The organism is Azospirillum agricola (genome assembly GCF_017876095.1).
Classification (GTDB): Bacteria; Pseudomonadota; Alphaproteobacteria; order Azospirillales; family Azospirillaceae; genus Azospirillum; species Azospirillum agricola.
Genome location: NZ_JAGINM010000011.1, coordinates 114,030 through 130,560, shown reverse-complemented (window position 1 = coordinate 130,560; position 16,531 = coordinate 114,030). Strand labels below are relative to the sequence as shown.

Sequence of the window (16,531 nt, the reverse complement as noted above, 5' to 3'; positions counted from 1 at the left end):
CCCGCCCCGTCAGGCGGGTGCGCTCAACAGCACTCGTCCTCCAGCTGGCGCAGCATCGCCAGCCCTTCCTCGTCGTCATACTCCTCGAACAGGTCGGCGATGTAATAGACGTTGGAGCAGAGCAGGCACAGCCCGTCGGCCTGCCGCTTCAGCACGTCGTCGGCGACCGCCAGCTTCTCCTTGAAGCGCTCCCAGAAGGCGTTGGTCTTGGCCGGGTCGTCGATGTGCGAACGCAGCCGGGCGATGATCTGGCGGGAATTGCCGTCGCAGTCGATTCCCTTGAAGGAAACATAGCGGTCGGGAGCGTCGACACTGTCCATGGAAGCGGCCTCCTGGGCGAAGCGGGGATGTTGCACCGCAACCTGCCGGGTCGAGCTGGTCCCCTTCAATGGTGTGTGCACCAACCGCCCCACGCCCGCGTGAACGGCGCCGCAGCCGCGTGAATGACCGGAAAATTTTTATGGGAAAGGAGAGGCTACAACGCCAGCCGCTTCTTCAGCGCCTCGCCGCGGGCGCGGCTGACCGGCACACGGGGGGCGCCGGGGGCGGCCATGACGAAGGCGGCACGGCCGTCGCGCCGCTCCACCGCCTGGGCGTGGCGCAGGTTGACGATGTAGCCGCGGTGGGTCCGCACGAAGCTGCGCGGGTCGAGACGGGTTTCCAGCTCCGACAGAGGCAGACCGCAGAAGAAGGCGCCTTCGGCGGTGTGGACCGTCGTGTAGTGGCCGTCGGCCTGGAGATAGACCGCGTCGGCCGGATCGAGCAGAACCAGCCCCTGCCCCTTCTCGACCGGCAGCTTCACCAGCGGCTCGGCCGGGGCGGGGGACGGGGCGGCAGCGGCGGCGGCGGCGGGCTTTGCCGCCTCCATCAGCATCAGGGCGGTGATCGGCGGCCCGTCGCCGAGCGTCAGGGCCGACGCCTTGACCACCAGCACCCGGCCCGGCAGCGCGATCATCATCGAACAGGCCGAGGCCGGGGCCGCCGGGTCGGTGGCGGCGGCGAGCAGCAACTCGACCTTGGCCCGGTGCGAGGGCGGGTGCAGGTCGTGCAGGAAGGCGCCGACCAGCCCGGCGGCGCGGTCGCCCAGCATGCGCACCGCCGCCGGATTGAGCGCGGTCACCCGCCGCCCGGCATCCAGCAGCACCACCCCGACGTCCATGTTCTGCAACGCGTATTCCATGGACGGCGAGTATAGCCGGACGCGCGGCTCAGGGCGCGCCTTTCCGCTTGCCGGTCAGCGCGGCGATGACCCCGTGGAAGGTGCGGACCTCCTGCTCGGTCATGTCCATGCGCTCCAGCGCGTTGCGCAGGGTGCGGACCATCGAGGGGCGCTTCTCCGGGCTGGTGAAGAAGCCGGTGCGGTCCAGCGCCCCTTCCAGATGCTCGAAGAAATTCACCAGCTCGCCCTTGGTCGCCGGGCGGGTCTGGCCGGTGTGCAGGAAGCGCTCGGGCGGCAGGTCCCCGGTCTGGAACCATTCGTAGCCGATCAGCAGCACCGCCTGCCCCAGGTTGAGAGAGGCGAAGGCCGGGTTCAGCGGCACGGTGACCAGGGTCTGGGCCAGGGTCAGGTCGTCGTTGACCAGCCCGGTGCGCTCCGGCCCGAACATCACCCCGACGCGGTGGCCGGCGTTGTGGCGGTCGCGCATCTCCTCCGCCGCGACGCGCGGGGTGACGAAGCGCTGGATCATGTCGCGGCTGCGCGCCGTGGTGGCGAAGACGGCCTCAAGGTCAGCGACCGCCTCGGCGGTGGTCTCGAAGACGCGGGCGTTGTCGATCACGAGGTCGGCGCCCGACGCGTTGGCGGTCGCCTTCTCGTTCGGCCAGCCGTCGCGCGGGCGGACCAGCCGCAGATCGGTCAGGCCGCAGTTGAGCATGGCCCGCGCGCAGGCGCCGATGTTCTCGCCCATCTGCGGCTGCACCAGGATGATCGCGGGGCCGCCGAGGACGGGCTGGAGGGTGGGATTCTGGCCGGAGGTCATGGGTTCGGTGCTGAGGGTTGAATGTTCGAGAGGGCTGCAAGGAGGGGGAAGGAACGTGGGGACATAGGCGCCGGGGGCGTCAGTCCCGCTCGGTCTCGGCCGCCGCCGGAACCGCCGCCCCGCCGCCCTGCCCGTCCAGGGCGCGCAGGCGGGTCTTCAGGTCGGCGACGTCGGCGAACAGGCGCTTCAGCCGGGCGAGGCCCTTGTACTGCTCGAAGGCGCGGGTGCGGGGGACGGCGGGATAGCCCATGTAGACGGACTTGGGCGGGATGTCGGTGCCGACGCCGGAGTTGGCGGCGACCACCGCGTCGCTGCCGATCTTCACATGGTCGGCCACCCCGACCTTGCCGGCCAGCACCACCCGGTCGCCGATGATCGTGCTGCCGGCGATGCCGACATGCCCGCACAGCATGCAGTTGGTGCCGACCTGCACGTTGTGGCCGATCTGCACGAGGTTGTCGATCTTGGTGCCGTTGCCGATACGGGTCGCCGTCACCGTGCCGCGGTCGATGGTCGCCCCGGCGCCGACCTCGACGTCGTCGCCGAGCACCACGGTGCCGATGGAATTGACCCGGCGGATCAGCACGTTGGTGCCGACGACGCGGCCGGTCGTCTTGGCCGACTCGACGCTGCCCGGTTCCGGCGTCACGAAGCTGAAGCCGTCGTTGCCGACCGCCGCATTGGGATGGACGATGCAGCGGGCACCCAGCACCACCCGCTCGCCGATGCGGGCGCCGGGGTGCAGCAGGCTGCCCTCGCCGATCACCGCGTCGGCCCCGACCGTGACGTGCGGCAGCACGATCGCCCCGGCGCCGATGCGGGCGCGCGGCCCGACATAGGCGAAGGGCGCGATCGACGCGCCGTCCGCCACCACCGCGTCGGGCGCGACGTAGGCCTGCGGGTGGATTCCGGGCTCGGCGTGGACCGGGCGCTCGAAGACGTCGAGCAGCCCGGCCATGGCGTAGCGCGGGCGCTTGACCACGATGCGGCCCTGGATGCCGTCCGGCACCTCCGCGCCTTCCGCCACGACGGCGGCGACGGCCTTGCTGCCGGGCAGCAGCGCCAGCAGCTCCTTGTCCATGGCGAGCGCCAGATCCTCCGGCCCCTCGGCCTCGGACGGATGGACGGCGCGCCGGATCACGAGGGATGCGTCGCCCTCGACATGGGCATCCAGGGCGGCGGCGATCTCGGACAGCTTCATGGCGGGCACCGGGTCTGGGTCGAAAAACGGCGGGGACCCTAGCACGGCCGGGCAGCGACTGCGAGGATGACCGGTGGGGTGTTCGGAGCCTATTCCCCGGTTTGCAGCAGGGCGCCGCGCACCCGCGCCCGGTGGAAGCCGTAGAGAAAGACGCCGACGCTGAGCGCCATGTAGAGCGCGTTCAGACCGGTCGCCCAGGCCAGATGGTCCCAGCGCATCGCGCCCTCGTAGAGCAGCGCCCGCATCCCCTCGAACACATGGGAGGACGGCAGCGCCCAGGAAACCGCCTGGAGCCAGCCGGGCAGCACGCTCATCGGGTAGTAGACGGCGCTGACCGGGGCCAGCATGAAGACGACGATCCAGGCCAGCCCCTCCGCCCCCATGCCGTAGCGCAGGATCAGCGCGACGATCAGCAGGCCCAGCGACCAGCCCAGCACGATCAGGTTGATGAAGAAGGCCACCAGCGGCAGGCCGAGCCCGAACACCGAATAGCCGAAGAAGGGGATCGCCAGCAGCGCGGCCGGCAGCACGCCGATCAGCGTGCGCAGCAGGCTCATCACCATCAGCGACACCACCCATTCGGTCGGCCGCAGCGGGCTGACGAACAGGTGGCCGAGGTTGCGCGACCACATCTCCTCCAGGAAGGAGACCGACACGCCGAGTTGCCCCCGAAACAGCACGTCCCACAGCAGCACGGCGCTGACCAGCACGCCGGCCCCCTGCGCCACCCAGCCGCTGCCCCCGCCGCTGCCCGATGCCATGAACTGGTTGATGTAGCCCCACAGGATCATCTGCATCGTCGGCCAGTAGGCCAGTTCCAGGATGCGCGGCCAGGACCCGCGCAGCAGATACCAGTAGCGCAGCACCATCGCCCCGACCCGGCGCAGGGAGAAATCGGCGGCGGGATGGAGGGTGGGATGGGTCAACCGCTCACTCCGCCGCATCGGCCGCCTCCGCCGCGCCCGCGTTGCCGCGCGCACGGGCGATGTCGAGAAAGACCTCCTCCAGCGAGCTCCGGCCGTAGCGCGCCAGCAGCGCCGGAGGCGCCCCCCGGTCGACGATGCGGCCCTGGCGCATCATCAGCACGTCGTCGCACAGCCGCTCCACCTCCAGCATGTTGTGGGAGGCCAGCAGGATCGTCGCGCCGGTGCGGGCGCGGTAGCGCTCCAGATAGGTGCGGATCCAGTCCGCCGTGTCGGGATCGAGCGAGGCGGTCGGCTCGTCGAGCAGCAAAAGCTCGGGATCGTTGAGCAGGGCCTTGGCCAGCGCAACCCTCGTTTTCTGGCCGGCCGACAGTCCGCCGGACGGACGGTTGAGAAACCGGGTCAGGTCAAGCTGCTCGGCCAGCTCTTGGACGCGCTTTTTGACGCAGGTCAAACCGTAGAGGTGCCCATAGACGGTAAGGTTCTCCCGCACCGTCAACCGATGGGGCAGTTCGACGTAGGGAGAGGAGAAGTTCATGCGCGGAAGCACGGCATGCCGGTGGCGCGCCATGTCGACGCCGAGAATCTCCACCCGGCCCGACGTCGGCAGCAGCACCCCCAGCAGCATGGAGATGGTCGTCGTCTTCCCCGCGCCGTTGCCGCCGAGCAGGCCGGTCACGCCGCCGCGCGCCACGGTGAAGGACAGCGCGTCGACCGCCGTCACCGAACCGCCGCCCGGCGTCGGGAAGCGCTTGGTCAGCCCCGCGGCCGATATGGCGGCCGGGATGGCCGGCGGAGCGTCGGGCGTGTCGGCGACGCGGGGATAAGGGGTGCGCTGGGTCATGGGCACAGAATATGGCCACCCGCGGTGGAAACGCCAGGGCGGGAGCCGCGACACAAGAACGCCAGAGCCGCGGACCACGCGGCCGACATCGGGATTATCCGGGGGAACGCCGTCGTGATCGCCTTCGCCTCCAGCCTGCCGGCCATGGCGCCGCCACCGCAAGGGACCCAGCCCGACGGGCGGATCACCCTGCGCACGCTGATCCTGATCCGCTGGGTTGCGGTGGCGGGCCAGATGGCGACGGTCGCCTTCGTCGATCTGGTGCTGGGCTTCCCGCTGCCGCTGGGGCCGGTGCTGGCCGCCGTCAGCGCCTCGGCGGTGCTGAACGTCATCGCCATGGCCCAGGGCGGCGGGCGGCTGCGGCTGGCCGACCGCGACGCGGCGCTGTACCTCAGCTACGACATGCTTCAGCTCACCCTGCTGCTCTACCTGACCGGCGGGCTGACCAACCCCTTCGCCATCCTGCTGCTGGCGCCGATGACGGTGGGGGCCGCCATCCTGTCGCGCTACAGCACGGTGCTGCTGACCGGGCTGAACCTGCTCTGCCTGACCGCGCTGGCCCTGTGGCACTTCCCGCTGCCGTGGGAGGAGCCGGTGCGCAACATGGCGCCGCTCTACGCCTTCGGGGTGTGGCTGTCGCTGTCGGTCTCGGCGGTGTTCATCGCCGGCTACGTCTTCCGCGTCGCCGCCGAGGCGCGGCGCTTCGCCGACGCGCTCGCCGCCTCGCAGGTGGCGCTGGCGCGCGAGCAGCGGCTGTCGTCGCTGGGCGCGCTCGCCGCCGCCGCCGCGCACGAGCTGGGCTCGCCGCTCGGCACCATCGCCGTGGTGGCGAAGGAGCTGGCGCGCGACCTGCCGGCCGACAGCCCCTACGGCGAGGACGTCGAGCTGCTGCAAAGCCAGGTCATGCGCTGCCGCGAGATCCTCGCCGATCTGGCGCGCAAGCCCGAGGCCGACGGCGGCGATCCGTTCGAGCGGCTGCCGCTGACCGCCCTGATCGAGGCGGCGGCCGGCCCGCACCGGCTGGGCCACGTCACGCTCGCCGTCGAACCCCATCCGGCCGGGGACACCGAGGAGCCGGTGCTGCGCCGCAGCCCGGAGATCATCCACGGGCTGGGCAACTTCATCCAGAACGCCCACCAGTTCGCGCGCCGGCGCGTGACGGTCGCGGCCTCCTGGGACAAGACGGCCGTCACCGTCACGGTGATGGACGACGGGCCCGGCTTCCCGCCGCATCTGCTGGGGCGGATCGGCGAGCCCTACCTGTCGGTCCGCGGCGAGCGGTCCGGCCAGGGCAGCCACATGGGGCTGGGAATCTTCATCGCGCAGACGCTCCTGGAAAAGACCGGGGCGTCCGTCATGTACGGAAACAACAAGGGCGGCGGCGCCCGGATCTCCGTGCGCTGGAAACGCATCAACATCAGGAAAGAGGACTAGCGGTGGACAACGTCAAGATTTCCGACGAGCTGCTGTCGGGCGAAGCCGTCAAGCTCACCTTCACCGGCGACGTGACCCGCAGCCTCCTGATCGTGGACGACGACGCCCCCTTCCGCACGCGGCTGGCCCGCGCGATGGAGAAGCGCGGATTCAACGTCGTCGCCGTGGACAGCGTCCAGCTCGGCATCGAGGTGGCCCAGGAATCGGCTCCCGCCTTCGCCGTGGTCGACCTGCGGCTGGGCGACGGCAGCGGGCTGGACGTGGTGGCGGCGCTGCGCGACGCGCGGCCCGACGCCCGCATCGTCATGCTGACCGGCTACGGCAACATCGCCACGGCGGTGGCGGCGGTGAAGGCCGGCGCGGTCGACTACCTGCCCAAGCCGGCCGACGCCGACGCCGTCGAATCGGCGCTGCTGGCCGACGGGCGCCCCCTGCCCCAGCCGCCCGACAACCCGATGTCGGCCGACCGCGTGCGCTGGGAGCACATCCAGCGTGTCTTCGAGCAGTGCGACCGCAACGTGTCGGAGACCGCCCGCCGGCTGAAGATGCACCGCCGGACCCTCCAGCGCATCCTGAACAAGCACGCCCCACGCGCCTGATCTCCCGACGCCACGGCGCCGCGAAACCGATGGCCCGTCCCCGGAACCGGGGGCGGGCCGTTTGCGTTTCTGATGATAAGATCTCTAAGGAAATTGCCTCGCCGCGCCCACACCGCAGCCCAGCCATGCGGAGAGCCGACAATCGCGTGGGACCGCCGCCGGCACGCCATCGCCACCGCTGATCCCGCTCCCTTCTTCCTTCGTCCGTTCGGACGAGCGCTCCAACCTCTCCTTTCGAAGAACCCCCTTATCGCCGCCAACCGGAGAAACCGCCCGCCCTGTACGCAATAGGGGCAGGGAGGCTACCCAGGCCGCGCCCCGACCTCGCCGCATGCACTGGTCGGCCTATGCAACGGCTGGCCTAACACTGCGTTTCAGGCAACCGGACGAACCGCCGACCCTGCCCACAGGGTGTCGGGCGCATGGCCGGTCCTATGGCCCGTCCCTTCGGACCGGTCAGCGCCCCGGCGCCGGTTGCCCCGCCCGTTGGCCGCTATGCGAGGAGGATCCCTTTGGCGACCCAGGACATCCAGGAACAGCCGCCTCACCAGCCGGTCGGACGACGAAACGCCGGCTCCGTGTCGCTCGACCTGTCGGCCAGCGCCGCCACCGCGGTGCGCCGGACCACCGGCCTGCTGAGGCGCCACAAGCTTCTGATCGGCACCGCGATCGTGCTGGGCACCGGCCTGGCGGCGCTGGTGGCGCTGCGGATGACGCCGCTCTACACCGCCGAAACCCTGATCATGGTGGAGCACCGCAAGAACACCGTCCTGAACTTCCAGGACGTGATGTCCGACATGAACCCCGACATCAGCGCCCTGCAAAGCGAGGTGGCGATCCTGAAATCGCCGGCCTTCGCCGAGAAGGTGGTCAAGCGGCTGGGGCTGATGAACGATCCCGAGTTCAACGCCTCGCTGCGGCCCGAGCCGACCGGCTTCTGGGCGGCGCTCAACCCGCGAAACTGGATTCCCGCCGGGTGGATCGACGCCCTGCGCGGCACCCGCAGCGACCTGCCGCTGTCGCCGGAGGAAACCGCCCGCAACCAGACCACCGCCGTGGTCAACGCGGTGCTCGACAACGTCGCGGTGCGCCCGCAGGGCCGCTCCTACGTCATCGCCGTCAGCTTCGACAGCGAGGATCCGCGCAAGGCGTCGCTGGTCGCCAACACGATGGCCGAGCTGTACCTCGTCGACCAGCTCGACGAGAAGTTCAAGGCGTCGCAGCGCGCCACCCGCTGGCTGGAGGAGCGCATCGCCGATCTGCGCAAGGAGGCGCAGACCACCGGCGACGCGGTCGAGAAGTACCGCGCCCAGAACGGCCTGACCGCGTCGAGCGGTGAGAACACGGTCGTCACGCAGCAGCTCGGCGCCCTCAACACCGACTACATGCTGGCCCGCACCAAGCGGCAGGAGGCCGAGGCCCGGCTGCGCGAGGTGACGGCGCTCGCCGAGTCGCCGCGCGGCGTGTCGGCGGTCGGCGAGGTGCTGGGGTCGCCGCTAATCCAGTCGCTGCGCCAGCGCGAGGTCGACATCCAGCGCCGCATCGCCGACGCCAGCAACCGCTACGGCTCCCGCCATCCGGCGTTGCAGGCGTTGCAGAGCGAACTGCGCGACCTCCAGGGCCAGATGAGGACCGACGTCGCCAAGATCGTCGCCAACCTCGGCAACGAGGTCGAGCTGGCCAAGAGCCGCGAGGCCGGGCTGAAGCAGAGCCTCGACCAGCTGGAGGCCAAGCAGAACGAGCAGCAGCAGTCCACCGTCGGCCTGCGCACGCTGGAGCGCGACGCCAGCACCGCCCAGGCGATGTACGAGGCGCTGCTGACCCGCTCGCAGGAGATCGCCTCGCAGGGCAACATCCAGCAGCCCGATGCTCGCATCGTGTCGGAGGCGGCGATCCCGCTCGACCCGTCGCAGCCCAACCGCAAGGTCATCATCCTGCTGGCGCTGATCGCGTCGGGCACGCTGGGCGTGCTGCTGGCGATGCTGCGCGAGCGGGCCGACAGCGGCTTCCGCAGCCCGCACCAGTTCGAGACGGCGACCGGCGTGCGCAGCCTGGGCATCGTGCCGCGCATCCCGCGCTTCGGCGGCTCGCCCGCCTCCTACGTGCTCGACAAGCCGGTCTCGGCCTTCGCCGAATCGATGCAGAACCTGCGCACCTCGCTGCTGCTCGCCAACCCGGACGGGCGGCAGAAGGTGATCCTGTTCAGCTCGTCGGTGCCGGGCGAGGGGAAGAGCTCGGTCGCCGCCGCCTTCGCCCGCACCTGCGCCAACGCCGGCCAGCGCACCATCCTGATCGATTGCGACCTGCGGCGGAAATGCCTGCACGACATGCTGGACCTGGCCAACCCGCGCGGCCTGACCGAGGTGCTGACCGGCGCCTGCACCCCGGACGAGGTCATCCAGACGGATCCCCGGACGGGGCTCGCCTTCATTGCCGCCGGCCATGGGTCGAGCCTGCCGCAGGACATGCTGGGGTCGTCGCGCATGCATCAGCTGTTGACGCGGCTGTCGATGGAATACGACCGGGTGGTGCTCGATTCGCCGCCCGTGCTGGCGGTGTCGGAGGGCAAGCTCCTGGCGGCGCTGGCCGACCAGACGGTGTTCATCGTCCGCTGGGGCCTGACCAAGCGCGGCACCGCGATGGCCGGCCTGAAGGAACTGGTCGAGGCCGGCGGCGAGGTGGTCGGCGTGCTGTTCAGCCAGGTCGATACCCGCCGCCACGCCCAGTACGAGTTCCCGGACAGCGGACGCTACCACGGCTACCGGCGCTACTACGCGAACTGAGGTCGGCGCCGGCTTAACCCTCTCCTCCTCCGGGGAGAGGGGGGCCCGCAGGGCCGGTGAGGGGGCGTTACGGCCGGAGGCCGGAAAAGACGATGGCTCAGCCATGGCTTCCGGTTCACGGCACGCAACGCGTCCCCCTCACCCAACCCTCTCCCCAGGGGGGAGAGGGCAACGTCAGCGCCTATGGGGAGAGGGGGTCCCGGATCGGGACCGGTGTCGCCGCGCCGACAGGACGAGCCTGAAAACCACCGGAAAGCTTCGCATGACCGCCGGACGCCGCATCTTCCAGAACATCCGCGCCCTGGCCGCCGCCAAGGCCGCGACGATGGCGAGCGGACTCGTCACCGCGGCCTGGACCGCCCGCGTGCTGGGTCCGGACAGCTTCGGCGTGCTGGGGTTCGGCACCTCGCTGATGGCCTACGCGGCGCTGTTCGTCAATCTGGGGCTGTCCACCTACGCCGTCCGCGAGATCGCCCGCGACCGCGACGAGGCCGGCCCGCTGTCGGAGCATGTGCTGACGCTGCGCACCGTGCTGGCGCTGGTGGTCGGCGCGCTCTACGCCGCCTTCGTGCTGTCGCTCGACAAGCCGATGGCGGTCAAGGCGGTGCTGCTGGTGCAGGCGGTCCAGCTTCTCGGCAACGCGCTGGTGCTCGACTTCGTCTATCAGGCGACGGAGCGGATGGGGGTCATCGCGACCCGCGAGATCGGCACCTCGATCGGCTCGATGCTGCTGGTGTTCCTGCTGGTGCGCGGGCCCGACGACGCGATCGTCGCCGCCGCCATCACCGGCGGGGCGATCACCGTCAACGCGCTGATCATGATCGGCCGCTTCCGCCGCGACTTCGGTCGCTTGCGCCCGCGCATCGACCTGAGGGTGTGGCGGGAGATCCTGACGGCGGCGACTCCGATGGCGGTCGGCGTCTTCGCCTGGGCGATCTTCACCCATCTCGACGTCGTCATGCTGGGATTCATGGCGCCCCACGCCGAGGTCGGCTGGTACAGCGCCGCGGTGAAGGTGCAGACGCTGGCCAACCTCGCCGGCAACATCGTGATGAACGCCTTCCTGCCGCAGCTCGCCGCGTCCCACGGCGACCTCGACCACATGCGCGAGCGGATGCGCGCCTACGCCACCGTGATGCTGACCGTCGGCGCGCTGGTGGTGGCCGGCGGGCTGGCGCTGGCGCCGTCGATCCTGGCGACGCTGTTCGGCGGCGCCTACGACCCGGCGGCCCTGCCGCTGCGCATCCTGATGGTGGCGTCGGCGGTGGTCTACGCGAACATGATCCTCGGCAACCCGCTGCTCGTCTGGCACCGGCAGACCGGCTACATGATCGCCATGCTGGCCGGCGGCGCGCTGAACGCCGTGCTGAACGTCTGGTGGATCCCCCGCTACGGCATCCAGGGCGCCGCCATGGCGACCCTGACCGCCGAGCTGGCGGCGACCGTCGCCATCGCCTGGCTGCACCGCAAGGTGGTGGGCGAGCTGTATGGCCGGCTCGCCGCGCGTGCGGCGCTGTGCGGCGGGCTGGCCATCGCGGCGGCGCTGGCGCTGCAACGTTTCGCCTCCCCGCTGTTGGAGAAGGCACCGGCCATCGTCGATTTCCTGGCCGGCGGCGCCGTGGTGGTCGGTGTCTTCACGGCGGCGACGCTGCTGACGGGCCTCGTGCAGCCAACCCGGTTGCGCCGCCTGACGGGGGTCGTCGCATGATCCCGATTACCACGTTCGAAAGTGACGGTTCGTCATCCCAAGCATTCATTCGTGTTCGGCCGGTGTTAACTCCAATAACTCCAGATGGCTCAGCAATCATAGGCTTCTCAAGCGCCTAGGTTTTCTGGAACATTTCGCGCTGCACCATGTTCGATGAGGAAGGTCATCGCTCGAATGGCGAAATTTCATCTTTGAACTATTTCCGAAGCGTATATCCCCTCTCGACCGACCATGGCTCACCGGCGACGGCGGGCCTTCCCGCAACGGCAGGAGCGACGATGCTTCCCAACAGTTTTTCCGACCGCAATGTCTGCGTCCTCGGCCTTGGCTATGTCGGGCTGACGCTGGCCGTGGCGATGGCCGACGCCGGGTTCCGGGTGCATGGGGTCGAGGTGCGCCGCGACGTGCTCGACAAGCTCGGCAACGGCGATCCCCACTTCTACGAACCCGGCCTGACCGAAAAGCTGCGCCACGTGATGGCGCGCGGCCGCTTCACCTTCAGCCAGTCGCACGACGGCTGCGACGCCGCCAGCGTCTTCATCATCACGGTCGGCACGCCGCTCGGAAAGAACGGCCAGGTCCGCACCGACATGATCGAGGCGGCGACCCGGCAGGTCGCCGACTGCCTGCACGACGGCGATCTGGTCATCCTGCGCTCCACCGTGAAGCTGGGGACGACCCGCAACGTGGTGGCGCCGATCCTGCGCGCCACCGGCAAGCAATTCGACATCGCCTTCTGCCCGGAACGCACGCTGGAGGGACAGGCGCTGGTCGAGCTGAACCAGCTTCCGCAGATCATCGGGGCCGAGAGCCTGGAGGTGGCGACCCGCGCCGCCCAGATTTTCGGCTTCCTGACGCCGACGACGGTCAAGGTCTCGACGCTGGAGACGGCCGAGCTGATCAAGCTGGTCGACAACACCTACCGCGACGTCACCTTCGCCTTTTCCAACGAGATCGCCAAGCTGTGCAACGCCATGGAGATCTCGGCGGTCGAGGTGGCGCGCGCCGGCAAGCTCGGCTACCCGCGCACCAACCTGCCGCTGCCCGGCCCGGTCGGCGGCCCCTGCCTGGAGAAGGATCCCCACATCCTGATCGAGGCGGCGCGCGAGGCCGGGGTCGAGATGGCGATCACCGCCGCCGGCCGCCGGGTGAACGAGAGCCAGCCGGTCGAGGTCGCCGACTTCCTCGGCCGCCTCGCCCACTCGATGCAGGGCTTCCCGGCGGAGCCGACCATCAGCCTGATGGGGCTTGCCTTCAAGGGCCGGCCGGCGACCGACGACCTGCGCGGCACCATGGCCAAGCCGGTGCTCGACGAGCTGCGCCAGCGCTTCCCCACCGCCCGCCTGCGCGGCTTCGACGCGGTGGTGCGGCCCGAGGACATCCGCTCCTTCGGTCTGGAGCCGGCGGCCAACATGGCCGACGCGGTGCGCGGCGCCAACCTCGCCGTCATCCTGAACAACCACCCGGTCTTCACCTCGATGCCGCTGCCCGATCTGGCGGGGCGGATGGACCGGCCGGGGGTGATCTACGATTTCTGGAACAACTTCAACAGCCGCGACGTCGACCTGCCGGAGGGCACCGCCTACGTCGCGCTGGGCAGCCATGGCGCCGCGCGCTACGCGCACGTGGCCTGAGATTTGGCCTGAGACGATTTGGCCTGAGGGGAACTGAGGATGACGCATTATCTCGTCACCGGCGGCAGCGGCTTCATCGGCGCGGCGCTGGTCCGGCGGCTGGTCCGCGACGGCCACACGGTCCGCGTGCTCGACGACAACTCGCGCGGGCACACCGGCCGGCTGGACGGCGTGCTCGACGCGGTCGAGTTCGTCCAGGGCGACATCCGCGACGCCGACGCGGTGACGCGGGCGGTGAAGGGCGTCGACGGCGTGCTGCATCTGGCCGCCGTCAACGGCACCAGGCATTTCTACGAGAAACCGGAGGTGGTGCTCGACGTCGGCGTGCGCGGCATGCTGAACGTGCTGGACGCCTGCCGGGCGAACGGGGTCGGCGATCTGGTGGTCGCCTCCTCGTCGGAGGCCTACCAGACGCCGCCGCAGGTGCCGACGCCGGAAGAGGTGCCGCTGGTCGTGCCGGACGTGCTGAACGCGCGCTACAGCTACGGCGGCTCCAAGCTGATCTCGGAGCTGCTGGCGGTGAACTGGGGCCGCACCGGCTTCGACCGGGTGGCGATCTTCCGGCCGCACAACGTCTACGGCGCCGACATGGGGTGGGAGCACGTCATCCCCGAATTCGTCCGGCGCGGGGTGGAGGCGGTGGACCGCAGCCCCGGCGGCGGGCCGGTCGCCTTCCCGATCCAGGGCGACGGCCGCCAGACCCGCGCCTTCGTCCACATCGACGACGCCGTCGACGGCATCATCGCGGTGATCGGGCGCGGTGCGCATCTCGGCGTCTACCATGTCGGGAACCCGGAGGAGGTGTCGATCGCCGACCTCGCCCGCCGGACCATCGCCTGCCTGGGCCGCGAGGCGGAGATCGTCCCCGGCCCGGCCGCCCCCGGCGGCACCGACCGGCGCAGCCCGGACATTTCCCGCCTGACGGCGCTCGGCTACACGCCGCGCATCCCGTTGGCGCAGGGCCTGCCGGGGGTGGTGGACTGGTACGCCGCGCGGACTCGGGCCGACGCCGGACGGTTCGGGCGTCAGGCGGCCGAGTAAGGCGCCGGCACCCGTGCCCCCACCCTGAACCCTCCCCCGCTCCGCAGGGGAGGGGATTGCCGTCGCCTTTCCGGAAGGCTCCCTCCCCCGCCCAGCGGGGGAGGGTCGGGGTGGGGGCAAGTGAAACCAAATCACCAAGGAGACGGCGCGCATGGACCGCAACAGCCGTATTTTCGTCGCCGGCCATCGGGGCCTCGTCGGCTCGGCCATTCTGCGGCGGCTGGCGGAGGCCGGGTACACCGACCTCGTGCTCCGCGACCGCTCGCAGCTCGACCTCACCGACCAGGCCGCCGTGCGCGCCTTCTTCGACCGCGAGGGGATCGAGCACGTCATCCTCGCCGCCGCCAAGGTCGGCGGCATCCTCGCCAACGAGCGCAGCGGGGCCGAGTTCATTCGCGACAATCTGCTGATCCAGACCAACGTCATCGACGCCGCCTGGCGCGCCGGCGTTAAGAAGCTGCTGTTCCTCGGTTCCTCCTGCCTCTACCCCAAGCACGCCGAGCAGCCGATCAGGGAGGAGGCGCTGCTGTCCGGCCCGATGGAGCCGAGCAACAAGCCCTACGCCGTCGCCAAGATCGCCGGCATCACCATGTGCCAGGCCTACCGCAAGCAGTACGGCTTCAACGCCATCTGCGCCATGCCGTCCAACCTCTACGGCCCCGGCGACCATTTCGAGCCGGAGACCTCGCACGCGCTGCCCGGCATGATCCGCCGCTTCCACGACGCCAAGATGGCGGGCGACCCGACGGTGACGCTGTGGGGCACCGGCACGCCGCGCCGCGAGTTCCTCTACGTCGACGACATGGCCGACGCCTGCCTGCACCTGATGGAGCATTACGACTCCGGGGAGATCGTCAATGTCGGCCCCGGCGAGGACATCGCCATCGGCGACCTCGCTTGCCTGATCCGCGAGACCGTCGGCTACCCCGGCACGCTCGGCCACGACCTCGACAAGCCGGACGGCCACCCGCGCAAGCTGATGGACGTGTCGCGCCTGTTCGCCACCGGCTGGCGGCCCAAGGTCGGGCTGGAGGAGGGGCTGAGGCGGACCTACGACTGGTTCCTGGAGCACGCCGCTCCCCCGGCTCCCGCCCCCTCCGTCACCCAGGCGGCGGAGTGAGACCGATGCCGGACGAGTCCTCGCTCCTCCGCCAGCCGCGCCTCGCGGCGGCGGTGCCGCCGAAGCTGTTGCTGGTCGCCCAGAGCTACTGGCCGGAACCGGCGGGCAGCGCGCCGATGATGACCGACCTCGCCACCGCCTTCGCGGCGGCCGGCTGCGGCACCACGGTGCTGACCGCGCGCCCCAACTACCCGGGCAACCAGGTCTATGACGGCTACGCCGACGGCGCCCAGGACAGCACGACCGTGAACGGCGTGCGCATCGAGCGGCTGACCACCATCCCGCCGGCCGGCGGCGGCATGAAGGCGCGGCTGCTGCACGAGGGCGTGCTGCACGCCGGCTTCGCGTCGGCGCTCGCCAAGGGCCGTGTCGGCCGGCACGGCGCCGTGCTGTCGCTCTGCCCGTCGATCCTCAGCGTCGCGCTGGCCGACCGCTTCACCGCCCCCGGCGGACGGCACGTCGCCATCGTCCACGACATCCAGTCGGGGCTGGCGGGCGCCCTTGGCATGGGCGGCAAGGCGGCGGTCAAGGCGATCCGCGCCCTGGAGCGCGCCGCGCTGAACCGCGCCGACGCCATCGTCGTGCTGTCGGACCCGATGCGGGCGGTGCTGCGCGAACTGGGCGTGACCCGGCCGATCACCGTCATCCCGCCCCACGTCGACGCCGACGCGGTGCACCCCCTGCCCCGTCCCGACCAGCCGCCGACCGCGCTCTACAGCGGCGCCTTCGCCCGCAAGCAGGGGTTGGAGCAGGTGCTCGACATGGCCCGCCATCTGGCGGCGCTGATGCCCGAGGCGCGCGTGCTGCTGCGCGGCCAGGGCGGGCTGGAGGAGGAACTGAAGGCCCAGGCCGCCGCCATGGCCCTGACCAACCTCCAATTCTCCCCCCTGGCGCCCAAGGACCGGCTGAACGAGGCGCTGGCCGAGGGCGACGTCCATCTCGTGCCGCAGCGGCCGGAGGGGGCGGCCTTCGCCATGCCCGGCAAGGCGGTGACGATCCTGGCGGCCGGGCGGCCCTTCGTCGCGACCTGCCTGCCCGGCTCGGCCCTGTCGGCGCTGGAGGCGGAGATCGGCGCCTTCCTCTGCACCCCGCCCGACGAGCCGCTGGCGCTGGCGCAGGCGGTGGCGCGGCTGCTCAAGGACCGCGCGCTCGCCACCGCCATGGGACGCCGAGGCCGCGCCTGGGTGGAGGGCAACGCCACCCGTGCGGTGGCGCTCGACCGCTACGCCACGCTTCTCACCCAACAATCCCACGGAGAATGAGCC

14 protein-coding genes are annotated in these 16,531 nt (G+C 70.7%); 8 read left to right on the top strand and 6 right to left on the bottom strand.

The window, feature by feature from the left end; all coding sequences use genetic code 11:
- Window positions 1–23 precede the first annotated feature (23 nt).
- From cowN to J2847_RS17765, 6 genes are all read right to left on the bottom strand, one after another.
- Complete coding sequence (cowN, locus tag J2847_RS17790) at window positions 24–320, bottom strand: N(2)-fixation sustaining protein CowN (protein WP_209780231.1); 297 nt, start codon at window positions 318–320, stop codon at window positions 24–26.
- A 155-nt stretch (window positions 321–475) separates the two neighbouring features.
- Window positions 476–1,159 (bottom strand): LytTR family DNA-binding domain-containing protein, encoded by a 684-nt coding sequence (locus tag J2847_RS17785; RefSeq protein ID WP_233474609.1) that lies wholly within the window; start codon window positions 1,157–1,159, stop codon window positions 476–478.
- 49 nt (window positions 1,160–1,208) lie between these two features.
- On the bottom strand, window positions 1,209–1,979 hold the full coding sequence (locus J2847_RS17780) for an RNA methyltransferase (protein ID WP_209780229.1): 771 nt from the start codon (window positions 1,977–1,979) through the stop codon (window positions 1,209–1,211).
- A gap of 79 nt (window positions 1,980–2,058) precedes the next feature.
- Window positions 2,059–3,180: a UDP-3-O-(3-hydroxymyristoyl)glucosamine N-acyltransferase gene (gene lpxD, locus J2847_RS17775; RefSeq protein WP_209780228.1), complete on the bottom strand. Its 1,122-nt coding sequence runs from the start codon at window positions 3,178–3,180 to the stop codon at window positions 2,059–2,061.
- A gap of 89 nt (window positions 3,181–3,269) precedes the next feature.
- Window positions 3,270–4,124, bottom strand: a complete 855-nt coding sequence (locus J2847_RS17770; protein WP_209780227.1) for an ABC transporter permease — start codon at window positions 4,122–4,124, stop codon at window positions 3,270–3,272.
- Window positions 4,111–4,947 carry an ABC transporter ATP-binding protein gene (locus tag J2847_RS17765; protein WP_233474601.1) on the bottom strand — a complete coding sequence of 279 codons (837 nt, stop codon included), beginning with the start codon at window positions 4,945–4,947 and terminating at the stop codon, window positions 4,111–4,113. Before J2847_RS17765 ends, J2847_RS17770 begins: the two co-directional genes overlap by 14 nt.
- A gap of 114 nt (window positions 4,948–5,061) precedes the next feature.
- On the opposite strand from J2847_RS17765, the gene J2847_RS17760 reads away from it, so the two are divergent.
- The 8 genes from J2847_RS17760 (at window position 5,062) to J2847_RS17725 (ending at window position 16,528) form a co-directional block, all read left to right on the top strand.
- On the top strand, window positions 5,062–6,381 hold the full coding sequence (locus tag J2847_RS17760; RefSeq protein WP_325169437.1) for an ActS/PrrB/RegB family redox-sensitive histidine kinase: 1,320 nt from the start codon (window positions 5,062–5,064) through the stop codon (window positions 6,379–6,381).
- Window positions 6,382–6,383: 2 nt separating this feature from the next.
- Window positions 6,384–6,980, top strand: coding sequence for an ActR/PrrA/RegA family redox response regulator transcription factor (locus tag J2847_RS17755; protein ID WP_085554968.1), 597 nt, complete (start codon window positions 6,384–6,386; stop codon window positions 6,978–6,980).
- Window positions 6,981–7,492: 512 nt separating this feature from the next.
- A complete protein-coding gene (locus J2847_RS17750) occupies window positions 7,493–9,763 on the top strand; it encodes a GumC family protein (RefSeq protein WP_209780226.1) in 2,271 nt (756 codons plus the stop codon).
- A gap of 262 nt (window positions 9,764–10,025) precedes the next feature.
- Window positions 10,026–11,471: a flippase gene (locus tag J2847_RS17745; protein WP_209780225.1), complete on the top strand. Its 1,446-nt coding sequence runs from the start codon at window positions 10,026–10,028 to the stop codon at window positions 11,469–11,471.
- A gap of 278 nt (window positions 11,472–11,749) precedes the next feature.
- A complete protein-coding gene (locus J2847_RS17740; RefSeq protein WP_209780224.1) occupies window positions 11,750–13,105 on the top strand; it encodes a nucleotide sugar dehydrogenase in 1,356 nt (451 codons plus the stop codon).
- A 39-nt stretch (window positions 13,106–13,144) separates the two neighbouring features.
- On the top strand, window positions 13,145–14,146 hold the full coding sequence (locus tag J2847_RS17735) for an NAD-dependent epimerase/dehydratase family protein (protein WP_209780223.1): 1,002 nt from the start codon (window positions 13,145–13,147) through the stop codon (window positions 14,144–14,146).
- Window positions 14,147–14,297: 151 nt separating this feature from the next.
- Entirely contained in the window at window positions 14,298–15,266 is a 969-nt protein-coding gene (locus J2847_RS17730; RefSeq protein ID WP_209780222.1) for a GDP-L-fucose synthase family protein, read from the top strand.
- Window positions 15,267–15,271: 5 nt separating this feature from the next.
- A complete protein-coding gene (locus J2847_RS17725) occupies window positions 15,272–16,528 on the top strand; it encodes a glycosyltransferase family 4 protein (RefSeq protein WP_209780221.1) in 1,257 nt (418 codons plus the stop codon).
- Window positions 16,529–16,531 lie beyond the last annotated feature (3 nt).